This is a genomic window from Shewanella sp. S1-58-MNA-CIBAN-0166 (assembly GCF_040310085.1).
Lineage (GTDB): Bacteria > Pseudomonadota > Gammaproteobacteria > Enterobacterales > Shewanellaceae > Shewanella.
In genome coordinates, this window is sequence record NZ_JBEOPN010000006.1 from 83,680 (window position 1) to 97,578 (window position 13,899).

The window sequence follows — 13,899 nt, forward strand, 5'->3', positions numbered from 1 at the left end:
TATGATAAATTCGTTACGTTCTACTTTAATTGCAGCGACTGCCATTGTATTAAGTTTTTCGAGTGCTGCTGTTGAATATCGTCTACCGGCTGAAGGCAGTAATTTAGTAGGTGAAAATCAATATTATGTTGTTCCTGAGGGGAAACTAACCTTAGAGCAAATTGCTTCACAATTTCAGCTAGGGTTGACTAATTTATTAGAAGCTAATCCAGGTGTTGACCCATTCTTACCTAAACCGGGTAGCACATTACTGATCCCGCATCAGCTAATTCTACCTAACGCTAAAAGAGAAGGTGTGGTCATTAACTCTGCCGAGATGCGTTTGTATTATTATCCGAAGGGTAAAAATACCGTCGAAGTATTGCCTATTGGTATTGGTCAAATTGGTAAAGATACCCCTGAAAATTGGGTAACAACAGTACAACGTAAACGCGCTAATCCAACTTGGACACCTACGGTTAATATTCGTAAATCATACGCGGCTAAAGGGATAACATTACCGGCTGTATGGCCAGCAGGCGCTGACAACCCAATGGGTTTATTCGCCCTTTATGTCGGTAACTTGTATGCGGTTCACGGTACTAACGCCACGTTTGGTATTGGTTTACGGGTAAGTTCTGGCTGTGTTCGTTTACGCGATGAAGACATTGAACATTTATATAATAGCGTACCAGTTGGCACACGTGTTGAGTTTATTAACCAACCGATTAAAGCCACTGAAGAACCTGATGGTAACCGCTATTTAGAAGTTCATGAGCCACTGTCACGAACTCAAGCTGAATTTGATTCGTTAGAACCAGTAGCACTATCATTCGATAAAGCCATGACTCGCTTTGTTGCTCACCCAGACACTGACTCATTTACATTAAAACGATTACTTGAGCAACGTACTGGAATGCCAACTCGGATTAATCCTTAGGCATTAACCGATAAGCATAAAATGTTTGGATTTCTGCAAACATAACAAAATGGCTTTGTTAATTCAGTAAACACTGTGATTAACAAAGCCATTTTTTATATCAGCTTGATAGTTACTCCCAACTCAGGATAAGAAATGAAGTTACTTATCAGGTGTACTTATCGTCGACCCATTCTGATCAACATTATCACTGTCACTCACATTCTGACTATCACCCAGCGCTTCACTGGTTTGTGCTAATGCATGTAAATCTTCCATCGCCACATTAATGTCACTTTGACCGGCATTAATTAACTCTTCGGTTTGCTCGGCAAATGAAGTCTGTTGATCCATTTCTTGTAGAAGCGCGGCAGCATTTTCTTCTGTTATATTTAATGCTGATTGTGGGTATTGCTGAGCATTTGCTTGATTACTATCAGCTGACGGTGCTTGACCGCGATTTAGCATGGAGTTAATTGTCGGTTGCATAACCATAGCGGTAATAATCACGATTGCGGCGACAGCAACCAAACTAAGCTTACCCATAGAAATTGGCGTTTTCTTATCCGGCATTGAAGGAGTTTGATTGAGTTCGGAAAAACGTTCGCTATCAACCTGGGGTAACCCAGACGATTCAGGCCCTTTAGTGCGCATGCCGATAAATTGACCGCCATCATAAATTTCCATTTGATGGCTGGATACTTCACCCTCGACAATACCCGAACTGACAATTATGAGTTTATTACAATGTAACGTGCCTTTGAATAAGCCAGACACTCGCAGCTCTTGACAAAAAACCTCACCTTCAACCACACCACTAGGTTCTATTTTTATTTGATCGGTTGAACTGATTTTACCCTTAGTTTGGCCCGCGATTATTGCTGGACCTTGAATATGCATATCACCTTCCAACGCCATATCGACACCAATATAGGTCATGCCCTTATTTTTATTATTCATTTTGGGTCCTTGTTAGGATTATTACTCTTGGTTATTATTCTTAGTTATTACTCTGGGTTAATCGTCTTTGTTGATAGATTGTTATTTTTATCACAAGAGCTTAAAGGAAATACACTTCATAATAAAGTAAGTCGTTAATGGTATAATACCCAGATCAACAATTTACCCTAAGTGCTATGTCGCCATTACAAGCTTACCAACAACGTCTTCAGCAAAATATTGTTGATGATCCTGCACAGCAGCAAGCAATACTCGCGCTTGATTTGCTTTATCAACAATGCCTCTGTGTTAATCCAAACAGCCGAGGCTTATATTTATGGGGCGATGTGGGCCGAGGAAAAACCTTTTTGATGGACATGTTCTATCAAAGCTTGTGTGATCAAATTCAGTGCGACCAGATTCAGTGCGATCAGAGCATGTATAGCTCACAACATAAAACGGATAAAACCTTATTACGCCTGCACTTTCACCGTTTTATGGCCATGGTCCACCAGCAATTAAATCAAACTTCGGGGATACGTGATCCATTAACACACATAGGCAAGCAGATTGCGGCGAAATATTCTGTTATTTGTTTTGATGAGTTTTTTGTCGCTGATATCGGTGATGCCATTTTACTCGGTCGATTATTTGAAACATTATTTCAGTCAGGCGTCATCTTAGTTGCAACCTCAAATGTACCAATAATCGACTTGTATAAAAATGGTTTACAACGCGATCGTTTTTTACCCACAATCGATCTGCTCCTACAATATACCCAATCGATCCACTTAGACGGTCAAATCGATCATCGCTTACATTCTAGCGCCGTAACGCCTACAAAATCAGCCCGCTGGTTAACATTGCCGTCGGCAATAACGCCTCAAGCGGTGTTTACACTTTTGTGTCAACAATACCCACAAGCTAATGTCAGCATAATAAATACACCTGACTCAATCGATATTTGTCAGCGCACTATTGCCATTGAGGCTCAATATGGACAACTTGCTTGGTTTGAATTTTCAGCTTTGTGCCAAGGCCCACGTTCGGCATTGGATTACATTGAATTAGCTGGCCGATTTAGCCATATATTGCTCAGTAATGTGCCTACATTAGGCGGTGAAGTACGTAGTTGGATTAAAGCTCGCGGCACCGAAGATGGCGCATTAGCTACCACCACAGGCGAACGACAACTGGCGTATGCCAGTGAAGACGATCCGACTCGACGCTTTATTAGTTTAGTGGACGAATTGTATGATCAAAAAGTGATGTTAATCCTCAATAGCGACTGCAACTTAGAAGATTTATATATCGACGGGGCATTACAATTTGAATTTAGACGCACTTATAGCCGCCTGATTGAAATGCAACAATGGGTGTAAGTAAGCCTGCAGCACTGAAATGAACCGCTTAACAGGCGAGTCTATGCCGTAGATTATGAAGCTTGATAGTTTTCAACATCACTAAAACGAAGTAAAAAGTTGTCAAGAGCATCATTGGTCGGGTAATCGAACTGATATTTATTGTGAAAAAATACTGTCAAGCTAACCTGAGCATCGGCTAAAGTAATGGTATAACCATCATGATCCGTTTGCGCACTGATTCCACACAACCAATAATCATGACCATTATGACCGTCTTCAAGCGCCCGCTTCTCACCATATTGCGTGACTTTGTTAAACACTTTCAACGCGCGGTGAATATCAATTTCATTTTTCATATCATGCTCTGCTATTAATGTTTTGCATTATCATTCAAGCATACTATACGCCATTTGCACTTAATAGATCAGCGAAGAAAAACATGATAAACCAGCAAAGTACAACACGACTGATCAGCCTTAAATGGATAAGTTTACTATAGCAGTATTTTTTCGCTGAAAAGATTTCCCTTTGTTAACACAACAAGGCAGAATCGCGATACTTTATAACAGACAGAACCTATACCATGCCTGATATTGTGATTGCCTTTTTTGCCCTCGGTTTGCTTGCCGGGTTGATAAAGTCTGATTTAAAAGTCCCTAAAGCAACCTACGAAACCCTATCTATCTTACTTATGCTTACGCTAGGACTAAAAGGTGGCATGGCACTGCATGGAGAAACTGCCAATTTAGCGATCACCGAATTACTGTCTGTTATTGCACTTGGATTCATAATCCCACTTAGCCTTTATCCTCTACTGCGAAAATTAATTCAATTACCGCAAAAAGAAGCCATAAGTATTGCTGCTCATTACGGCTCTGTGAGTGCGGGAACATTTGCCGTGGTGATGACCATGGTCGATCAATCTCAGTGGCCTTTACGACCTGAAACAACGTTGTATCTAGTGCTACTCGAATTGCCTGCAATTATTATCATGCTTTGGCTACACCGCTACTTACAAGCAAAAGTAGCAGGCGATAGCCAACACTCTTCGGCAGGCAGCGTATTACATGAAGCGCTGACAAGCCGCGGAGTCGTATTACTCTGTGGAGGGGTGATCATAGGCTGGATATATGGCACTAGTGGCATGGCACCACTTACACCAATGTTATTGGGTGGTTTTAAAACGTTATTAGCACTGTTCTTATTAGAAATGGGGATTAGTACCGCCAAAGTATGCTTCCCTATTCCTTACAAACAATGGCGTTTATTGGTATTTGCTGCGGTAATTCCATTTATTTTAGCTTGGGCGGGTATCGGCTTAGGCGTGTTACTTGATTTACCTTCTGGCAGCATATTAGTACTTGCAGGCTTAAGTGCAAGTGCGTCTTATATTGCTGCGCCGGCCGCAATTAAGGCAGCAATACCAGACGCTAATATTGGTTTAGCGATGTTGGCATCACTCGGAATAACGTTCCCAATAAACGTATTAATTGGTTTACCTATCTATAAAATGTGGATAGAACAGATACTAAGCTGAGCATTGATACACTCATAACCGTGCCGATAAATCGATGTTAACAGTTGTTGTTAACGAACGTTATTAACGATTGTTGTTAACAATCGTTAATAACGTTGATTGATTTCGCTACAAATATACAAATGAATAATAGTTGCGCCAAGTGTATTATTTGCAGCGGCTCAACGAGTTTAACGTTTGTAGTTTATCAAGTCAGTTACATTCGCAGATAAAAACACCAATATCATCAACTTAATAAGCGCTATTTAATATCCGTTGGTGTTCTCTGGTGATGTAATGCTTTATCGACAAACATGGCTTTATCGACCTTAACCAAATAATCATTTAACGATAATGACTGCCTAGCTTGTCGATGCGCCACGCCCTTACTGTACTTTAATTGGTATGGTTTACCACTGTGCAGATTATGTTGATTAACGCACTGTTGAAAACGTTGTAATACATTATTAACACTAATTTCATCGCTTTGGCTCAGCATTACCACAAATTCATCACCAGCAAAGCGGGCAATAATATCCGATTCGCGGAAGCTGTCGATCAATAAGCCAGCAAAAGTCCTCAAGGCAGTATCACCTTCTTCATGGCCAAAATTGTCGTTAATTACTTTAAAGTAATCTAAATCAAAGAAAATTAAGCACGTTGCAAAATCAAGCCTATCACCATAAGCAAGCGTCTTATTAGCGAGTAATTCAAAGCCACGACGATTAGAAATACCGGTTAGCGCATCTAAGGTATTTTGCTGAATCGACAGCAGTTCTTCTGCGACAATTTTGCCAAGGTCTTCCAAGGCATCTTCATCATCTTTAGAGAAAGATCTCGGCTTGTCATCGATAATACACAAGGTACCTACCCTCACACCATTAGGCATAGTCAACGGATAGCCGGCATAAAATCGAATCTTAGGTGCCGCCAATACAAGCGGATTGTCGGCAAAACGTTCATCTTTTAGTGTGTCTGGCACAACTAAAACATGTTGTTGATTAATAGTATGACCACAAAATGAAATATCACGCCGAGTTTCGCATACATCCAACCCCTGCACAGACTTGAACCATTGGCGATCGGAGTCGATTAAACTCACCACACTAATTGACACTGAAAACAATCGCTTAGCCAACCGAGTGATACGATCAAAACGTTCTTCAGCGATCGTGTCGAGCACGTTCAGCCCTCGAAGCGTTTCGAGTCGAGTGTATTCATTGTCAGGTATCGGTGCCAGCAGCATTAAACAACCTATTCAATCAAAATAATAGTTCTATAATCAAAGCAGTTAAGTGACTAAATATCAACCTAATCTACTTTGATTAATGTTTAAACCGATAGAATTTCATTATAAATTTCAATTACACTGTCGATTTTTTGTTGCACACTTTGTATGGGTAATTTACCGGGCAACTGTTGTAATGTCAGTTCATGATTCTCGTCACGCAGCCAGCAATAGGTTTGGGTTAAATGTTGGGCTTGCATGATGGGTAATAACTCCAACTCCGCCAACACTTCAAAGATACGCACATTATCAGACCAAATGGTTAATTCCTGATATTGATGAGCATTCGCTAACACTAAGTACTGAGCGATAAACTCTATGTCTGCAATACCACCAGCACTCTGTTTTAGATCAAATTGCTCTGGTTCAACTTGCAACAAGTGCTCACGCATTTTTATGCGCATGTCTTTGACCGCTTTGGCTAATACCTCTTTATCACGCTCTATTTTCAATATTTTCGCACGTAAATCACTAAAACGACCGGCAAGCGAATAATCACCAAATACAAAACGAGATCGCACTAATGCTTGATGCTCCCAAGTCCACGCTTCTTGTTGTAAGTAGGTACCAAAATGCTCAATCTCACTCACCAACAAACCAGAAGCACCTGACGGACGTAAGCGCATATCCACTTCATATAACTCACCAGACGTTGTCCGGGTAGCAAATAAATGCACAATACGTTGGGCAAGCTTGAGGTAGAAATGGCCGATATCAATAGGACGCTTACCATCAGTTGTGCCAGCACCTGTGTGGCCGTGTAGAAACACCAAATCTAAATCAGAACCATAACCCAGCTCAATTCCACCTAACTTACCGTAACCAATGACGGCAAAACCCATGTTACTTGGGCTGGTTCCTGCAGGTATGCCATGGCGAGATGCCACCTGATGCCAAGCTTGTAGTACAACTTGTTCGATAATGGCTTCAGCTAAAAAGGTTAAATGATCGCTAACCTGCATGACAGGTAATACCCCAGTAACATCTGCGGCCGCAATCTTAAGCTGCTGAGACAATTTAAACTGCCGCAACGCTTCCATTTGCTGTTCCATGTCATCTTCAGGTACACGTAATAAATACTGGCGTAATTCACTAGGATAATCATCAATCGAAGTAATGTCATACAGCTGCGACGGATCAATTAACTCATCGAGCAGCATTGGGAAATTCGCCAGCTCGCGGGCAATCCAAGGGCTTGCACAACACAAACTCACTAATTGCTGTCTAGCGCCTGGGTTTTCACATAAAAGCTCTAGATAGGTAGTACGGGTTAAAATTTTATCCAGCACTTTAGCTACTGGTTTAAACGCTTGGCTCGGTTTAGTTTGAGTCACTAACTCTTCAAGCAACTTAGGCATTAATTTGTCTAGCGTTTCACGTCCTCGAGGTCCGATAGAACGTTTCGACACCGTTTGATGCCACTCATTTAATAGTGGCCATAATTCGGCATCATCGATTTGTTGCTCTTGCAACAAGGCGTTAGCGTGTTCATCTTGCTGCACATTCCAAAATAAAGCAGTCCAATGATCATTGTGTTCATGGCTGTCAGTACCACCCACAGTGGCATTAAAATGGCCATGAATGGTAACCATTGCTTGATTAATTTTTTGACGAAGTTCGGCTTCATCGGCCATGTCTAGCGGATAACATAAACGTTGCCAATCGAGCTCATTATTAGGCAGGGTTTGCGTTTGCTTATCGTCAATGGCTTGCAACAAGTTTTCCACTCGACGCAATATAATATAACTGTGTTTAAGCTCATCAACCGCTAAGTATTCCAATTGCCCTAAGCTGTACAAGGTATCAATGGCGCCAAATAAACTTTGCTGACGCAATGCAGGCTCGCGGCCACCACGGATCAACTGAAAACTTTGCACCACGAATTCAACTTCGCGGATCCCGCCGGCGCCAAGCTTAATATTATCGGTTAACTGACGACGCCTAACTTCTTGGGCGATTAATTGCTTCATTTTACGCAGTGATTCAATCGCAGAAAAATCAATATAGCGGCGATAAACAAATGGTCGTAGTAGGTCATGCAACTCATCGCAATAGCCAGACCAAGGTCCAAGTACGCGCGCTTTGACCATTGCATAACGCTCCCAATCACGACCTTGCTCTTGGTAATAGTCTTCTAAACCGCTAAAACTGACCACCAAAGGACCACTTTCACCATAAGGTCGTAGACGCATGTCGACACGGAAAACGAATCCATCCACGGTGACTTGGTCGAGTAAATTCACCAAGCGTTGTCCCATGCGGATAAAAAATTGCTGATTTGCCTGAGTCCGTCGACCGCCAACGGTTTCACCATGTTCTGGAAAGGTAAAAATTAAGTCGATGTCTGATGAAAAGTTAAGTTCACGACCACCCAGTTTACCCATGCCTAAAATCAATAAGGGTTGTGGCTTACCTTCAGCACTTGTTGGTGTGCCGTATTGTTGACACATCTCTTGATATAACCAATCACGTCCAGCAATTACCAATGCCTCTGCTAATGCAGATAAATCGAGTAATGACTCTTCAACTGGGGTGTAATTTAAAAAATCACGCCACGCTAAGCGCACCATTTGCAGATTACGATAACGACGTAAGGCAGACTTAACTTGCTCTTCTTGAGTTAACTCAGCTAATAGCGAATGTAACTGCGCATCAAACTCACTGCGCACAACATCACTTAATAAGCCATCAAATAACTGCACAATCCATTCTGGATGACGACAAAGTTGCTCACCCATATAGTCACTTAAGCCAAATACGGCCTTTAACTCTTGCTGTTGCATGGCTGTCAGTGCTGTTTTAGCTTCTGGCCAAACGTCGCAGAGTCTTAACCAGTAACGATCTGCGCTGTCTAGCATCGCTGCAGATAATACCTTGTTACTTTGGTTTTGCATGGCAATAATGATCCCTAAAGAAAATGAACGTTGGACATATTATGTCGTGAATGGTATATCTATCAGCCAGTCAAATGATCAGATTAATATCATTGACACTAAGATTACTATAACCTGTGTCATATTGAATTAGCACATGAAAAATCTACATTTTGGAGAAAACATGGTAGGTCACCTCCCACGTGTACTCACATTGATAACGGTATTGTTTGTTGCCTTAACCCTTGGCGGTTGCGGTGACGATAGACCGGAACAAATTGCTAAGTACCAGCAACTGACCCAACAACGACTTGATCTGTTGGCCAGTTCGCTCGATAACAATCAGTTACGCAATGCGACGTTACTCAAACAATACACTCGAGTTCTCGCTCAGCGTCAATCCGACTTAACCCCATTACTAGAAGAATTGGCTAAAGATGCCAGCACTGAAGGGCCAATGTTTAAGTCATTAACGCGTCGTTACAAAGACTTAAACGACAGCGCTAATTTTATTGATTTAGACCAACAGTTAGCTGAAGCACAGAATATTTATCAAGCCGCTGACACCAGTTTGTATAACGATATGCTGTCTGATCCAGTCAATGTTGTTGCCGATATGTCTAAAGGGCAACTCGCTCGAGTTAATGCTATTAGCCGTGAGGCTGAAGCCTTAGCAAATGGCACCGAAGGCAGTGGTGCAGGCAGCCAACTTGTGGGTAATCCTGCATATGGTAGCTGGCAAAATAATTCAAGCGGCACCTCCATTTGGGCTTGGTATGGCATGTATGCGATGTTTTCTAACTTCTCCCGCCCAATAGGCTACGGTAGTTGGTCGGGTAACCGTGGTTACAGCTATTATAATGATGTGGGACGTTACCGTTACACTTCACCAAAACAAGCAACTTCGCAAACCAAAACCTTTGAACAAACCAAGAAACGTTTTAACAGCCAAGGGAAACGATTCGACAGCCCTTATGCAAAAGCTCGAACAGGCTCTACTAGCTTGTCACGTCAAAGTACCAGTGCACCCAAAGCTAATAGCACCACTCAGAGCGCGAGTAGAAAATTTCGTTCGAGCTACTCAAAAGACAGCAGTTTCCGTAACTCAAGCAGCCGCACTAGTCGCGGTGTTAGCCGTGGAAAATAGGTAAGGACTCACCATGACATTTTTTCAAGAATATGGCTTAACTCAACATTTGGCGATTATTTTAGCCATTGATTTAACCATCGCTATCATTTTGCTGACGCTAATGCGTTATTTGCAGGGGTGGAGCGTTAAAGTCAACAGCAGTGCAGAGTTAGCCGAGCGCGACAACTTTGCCTTTGGGATCAGTACCGCTGGTGCTGTGGCGGCTTTAGGTATTGTGCTAACTGGCGCTATCACAGGCGAAGCGGCTCCGTCTTATTTAACTGAAGCGATTGGCATGTCGGCATACGGCTTGTTTGGCTTAATACTGATTAAATTAGGCCGTTTTTTACATGATAAAATCGCCTTAAATGAATTTGCTAAAAACGATGAGATTCTTAAAGGTAATATTTCTGTTGCTGTGGTTGATGCTGCTGCAGCCATAGCCACTGCCATTATTATCCGCGCGGTATTAATGTGGGCTGAAGATATTACTCTAGATACCTTTATCGCTATTTTTAGTGCCTTTTTAATCTCACAACTCATGTTAGTCATACTCACCCGACTACGTGAAAAGCGTTATGCCAAACGTAATCAAGGCGCGTCAATGCAACAAGCGTTAACTCAGGGCCAAACGGCATTAGCACTTCGTCACAGCGGCTACATGATTGCCATGGCACTAAGCTTTAATGCGGCGAGTCATTTTATTGCTTATGACCCAACAGCCCATGTAAGCAACATTATTGGTTGGTGCGCATTCTCATTGATTATGCTGGTGGTATTATCGTTATTAATAACCATAGTGAAAAAAATGGTGTTAGCCGGTATCAATCTTGCTGAAGAAGTTGAGAAACAACAAAACATCGGTATTGCAGCCGTTGAAATGGCGATTAGTATTGCCGTTGCCCTTATTCTCACGGCGTTAATGGCTTAATCTATGACAACACCTTTGCTCGATGATCTTCCCGCTAACACTACACAGGGGGACTCGCAGCAAAGTTCCCCTCCATCCCGTCAAGTATCATGGTTTGATGATGCCTTGTTACTCGGCATTATGGCCTCGTTGGCGGGATGCGGTCTTATTTATGAATACTTATTATCACACTATGCTGGTCGCATTCTCGGCGCATTAGAAGCCGCCATTTACACCATGATTGGTCTAATGATTGTGTCCATGGGTGTGGGCGCTTTTGCCGCACGTAAAATAAAATGCGCTTTTACTGGCTTTGCCATGCTTGAATTAACCGTAGCACTGTGTGGCTCTTTTGCCATTATCATTACCGCAGCGGTCATCGGATTCGGTCAACAACTGCCGTTAACCATCGCCAATACACTCGGCCTACCGCCAGATCATTTACCCAATGGTGGCTTTATTGCCAGTTTGCAAACTCTCAGTGCATATTTACCTTATGTTTGGGGTGTATTACTCGGGTTAATGATTGGTATGGAAATTCCACTTATTGCCCGCGTTCGACAATCATTGTCTGAAGCGCACTTACTGCATAATGCCGGCACCATATATGGTGCCGATTACATTGGCGCTGGAATAGGCGCCGCAATCTGGGTCGGTTTTATGCTGGCCATTGATATTCAATTAGCTGCTGCGCTTACAGCGAGCGTTAACCTACTCGCTGGACTGGTGTTTATTTGGCGTTTTTGGTCAAAAATAAATCATGTAAAATTGCTGCTTATCGGCCATATTATTGCCAGTGTGGTGATTGGCATATTAGCCGTTAAAGGCCCGAGCTGGGAACAGCATTTTAATAACCTTTTGTATAAAGATCATGTGGTTTATGCCAAAGCGACCCGCTTTCAGCAGCTCAATTTTACTGAGCGTTTGCGCGGTGGTGGTTTACCTCCCGTTTATAATTTATACATCAATGGTCGGTTACAATTTTCAAGCAGCGACGAGCACATCTATCATAGCTTTTTGGTTCATCCAACATTGGCTGCCAGCGCACGGCACGATAACGTGCTCATTATTGGTGGTGGTGATGGCTTAGGACTAAAGCAAGTACTCAAATGGCAACCTAAAGCGGTTACCTTAATGGATTTAGATAAAGACTTACTGGCACTGTTTAAATCGCCACCAACAGATATGCCACAACGCTTACAGGATGCATTACTGGCGTTAAACGGCGATGCGTTAAACGATCCACGCTTAACATTAATGGTCGACGATGCATTTAACGGGGTTGATAAGCTAATTCAAAATGGCAAAATGTTTGATGCCATTATTGTTGACTTACCCGACCCAAGTCATCCTGATTTAAACAAACTGTATTCAGACTTATTTTATCGTAAGCTTAATGAATTACTTAGCGCCGATGGCGTAATAACGGTGCAATCAACCTCACCTTATCATGCGCCAAAAGCGTTTATATCGGTTGGTAAAACACTGACTACTGCAGGGTTTAATGTAAAACAGTATCACCATAATGTCCCTAGCTTTGGTGAATGGGGTTGGAGCATTGGCAGTAAAATGGGTAAAAACCCACAACAACGTCTTGCTGCACTAACAGATATACCGGTACCAGAAGAATGGCTAACCCCAGGACTTATTCACGCTTCATTTGAATTCCCAAAGAATTTCTATGCCGATATAGACAACATCAAAGTAAACGAAATTGGTTCATTACAGCTGTATTACTACCACTTAGCGGCTTGGTCAGAAAATGAAGTAATTAATCTTTTTTAATTGGACCAGATAGCGCTTGACATATTATGTCTAGATGCTATCTTTACTCACAGACATAATATGTCAATTAAGGACGAATATGAACATCCATACCATTGCAGGTCACCTAAACGGACTATGCGATCACAGCAAAACCGGTTTTCAGTTTGATTGTTATCCGATTGACGGTGATGTTGAAGTGTTACAAGTCAATATTGTCGGCCGAGAAGAAATTCCGGTGTTTGTATCAGTAACTGACAACCAAATATTGTGTATCAGTTACTTATGGGGCGAAAACGAAGTAAACCAAGCTCGCCGCGCTGAAATGTTCGAGACCATGTTAGAGCTCAACATTCCAATGCCATTATCATCGTTTGCTAAAATTGATGATAAATATGTGGTTTACGGGGCATTATCTGTGCAATCAAGCATGGAAGAAATTGAACAAGAATTAGCAGTACTGTCAGACAACTGTCTGGAAGTCATCGACGAACTCGTCGAATTTTTAATCTAAGGAGCCAATTATGGGCATTCTAAACAAGATTCTTACAGCGTTTCGTGGTGGTGCAACTGAAGTTGGCCAAAATATCGTTGACTCAAACTCAACCCGAATTTTTGAACAAGAGATTCGTGATGCAGAAAAGCATTTAACCCGAGCTAAACGTGAATTAACTGATGTTATGGCTAAAGAAATGCAAGCCAGTCGTGAAATTGATCGCCTAAAGCGTAGTGTTGTTGAGCACGAAGGTTATGTCACCCAAGCGCTAGAGAAAGGCAATGAAGCTTTAGCAATTGAAATAGCTGAAAAGATTGCTCAGCTAGACGAAGAATTAGCTGAACAACAAACAGCCAATGATAGCTTTAGCTCACATGCAGTGCGTTTAAAAGATTTAGTGAAGAAGACTGAGCGTCAGTTAAATGATTATCAACGTCAACTTACTATGGTTAAAACCACTGAAAGCGTGCAAAAAGCCACTGCAACTATCACTGACTCATTTGCGTCAAGTAATTCAAAACTGCTTAACGCTAAAGATTCACTAGAGCGCATCAAAGCACGTCAACAACAGTTTGATGACCGCTTAAAAGCGTCAGAAACATTAGCTGAAGAGAATAGCGATAAGTCATTACATGCCAAGCTAGCTGAAGCAGGTATTGGTGAGCAAAAGTCGAATGCTAATGCTGTGCTAGATCGCATTAAAGCACGTAAAGGTTAAGCTA

Annotated in this window: 12 protein-coding genes; 8 read left to right on the forward strand and 4 right to left on the reverse strand. The window is 42.0% G+C overall.

The genetic code is table 11. From position 1 onward, the window contains the following. The first annotated feature begins 4 nt into the window (after nt 1–4). Nucleotides 5–919 carry a L,D-transpeptidase family protein gene (locus AAEY99_RS05765; RefSeq protein ID WP_162024395.1) on the forward strand — a complete coding sequence of 305 codons (915 nt, stop codon included), beginning with the start codon at nt 5–7 and terminating at the stop codon, nt 917–919. A 141-nt stretch (nt 920–1,060) separates the two neighbouring features. Here AAEY99_RS05765 and AAEY99_RS05770 read toward each other — a convergent pair whose 3' ends face one another. Further along, the gene (locus AAEY99_RS05770; protein ID WP_351009607.1) at nt 1,061–1,858 is read right to left on the reverse strand and encodes a polymer-forming cytoskeletal protein; all 798 of its coding nucleotides are present in this window, start codon (nt 1,856–1,858) and stop codon (nt 1,061–1,063) included. Between the two features lie 176 nt (nt 1,859–2,034). On the opposite strand from AAEY99_RS05770, the gene zapE reads away from it, so the two are divergent. Continuing rightward, nucleotides 2,035–3,219 carry a cell division protein ZapE gene (gene zapE, locus AAEY99_RS05775; protein WP_351009608.1) on the forward strand — a complete coding sequence of 395 codons (1,185 nt, stop codon included), beginning with the start codon at nt 2,035–2,037 and terminating at the stop codon, nt 3,217–3,219. Nucleotides 3,220–3,272: 53 nt separating this feature from the next. On the opposite strand, the gene AAEY99_RS05780 is transcribed toward zapE, so the two are convergent. Next, on the reverse strand, nt 3,273–3,557 hold the full coding sequence (locus AAEY99_RS05780; RefSeq protein WP_335690973.1) for a DUF3081 domain-containing protein: 285 nt from the start codon (nt 3,555–3,557) through the stop codon (nt 3,273–3,275). Nucleotides 3,558–3,784: 227 nt separating this feature from the next. Here AAEY99_RS05780 and AAEY99_RS05785 point away from each other — a divergent pair, with 227 nt between their 5' ends. Next, nucleotides 3,785–4,738, forward strand: coding sequence for a sodium-dependent bicarbonate transport family permease (locus tag AAEY99_RS05785; RefSeq protein ID WP_101085283.1), 954 nt, complete (start codon nt 3,785–3,787; stop codon nt 4,736–4,738). A gap of 241 nt (nt 4,739–4,979) precedes the next feature. Here AAEY99_RS05785 and AAEY99_RS05790 read toward each other — a convergent pair whose 3' ends face one another. Beyond that, nucleotides 4,980–5,963, reverse strand: coding sequence for a sensor domain-containing diguanylate cyclase (locus tag AAEY99_RS05790; RefSeq protein ID WP_351009611.1), 984 nt, complete (start codon nt 5,961–5,963; stop codon nt 4,980–4,982). 86 nt (nt 5,964–6,049) lie between these two features. Continuing rightward, nucleotides 6,050–8,905: a bifunctional [glutamate--ammonia ligase]-adenylyl-L-tyrosine phosphorylase/[glutamate--ammonia-ligase] adenylyltransferase gene (gene glnE / locus AAEY99_RS05795; protein ID WP_502959495.1), complete on the reverse strand. Its 2,856-nt coding sequence runs from the start codon at nt 8,903–8,905 to the stop codon at nt 6,050–6,052. Between the two features lie 157 nt (nt 8,906–9,062). Between glnE and AAEY99_RS05800 the strand changes: the two genes are divergently transcribed. The 5 genes from AAEY99_RS05800 to AAEY99_RS05820 all read left to right on the forward strand — a co-directional run bounded on the left by AAEY99_RS05800 (nt 9,063) and on the right by AAEY99_RS05820 (nt 13,895). After that, nucleotides 9,063–10,025, forward strand: a complete 963-nt coding sequence (locus tag AAEY99_RS05800) for a hypothetical protein (RefSeq protein WP_101085280.1) — start codon at nt 9,063–9,065, stop codon at nt 10,023–10,025. A 13-nt stretch (nt 10,026–10,038) separates the two neighbouring features. Then, nucleotides 10,039–10,938, forward strand: coding sequence for a DUF350 domain-containing protein (locus AAEY99_RS05805; RefSeq protein ID WP_101085279.1), 900 nt, complete (start codon nt 10,039–10,041; stop codon nt 10,936–10,938). A 3-nt stretch (nt 10,939–10,941) separates the two neighbouring features. Continuing rightward, nucleotides 10,942–12,702: a polyamine aminopropyltransferase gene (locus tag AAEY99_RS05810; protein ID WP_351009615.1), complete on the forward strand. Its 1,761-nt coding sequence runs from the start codon at nt 10,942–10,944 to the stop codon at nt 12,700–12,702. A gap of 79 nt (nt 12,703–12,781) precedes the next feature. Continuing rightward, nucleotides 12,782–13,195 (forward strand): YjfI family protein, encoded by a 414-nt coding sequence (locus AAEY99_RS05815; RefSeq protein ID WP_101085277.1) that lies wholly within the window; start codon nt 12,782–12,784, stop codon nt 13,193–13,195. Nucleotides 13,196–13,205: 10 nt separating this feature from the next. Continuing rightward, nucleotides 13,206–13,895, forward strand: a complete 690-nt coding sequence (locus AAEY99_RS05820) for a PspA/IM30 family protein (protein ID WP_162023854.1) — start codon at nt 13,206–13,208, stop codon at nt 13,893–13,895. Nucleotides 13,896–13,899: the final 4 nt, after the last annotated feature.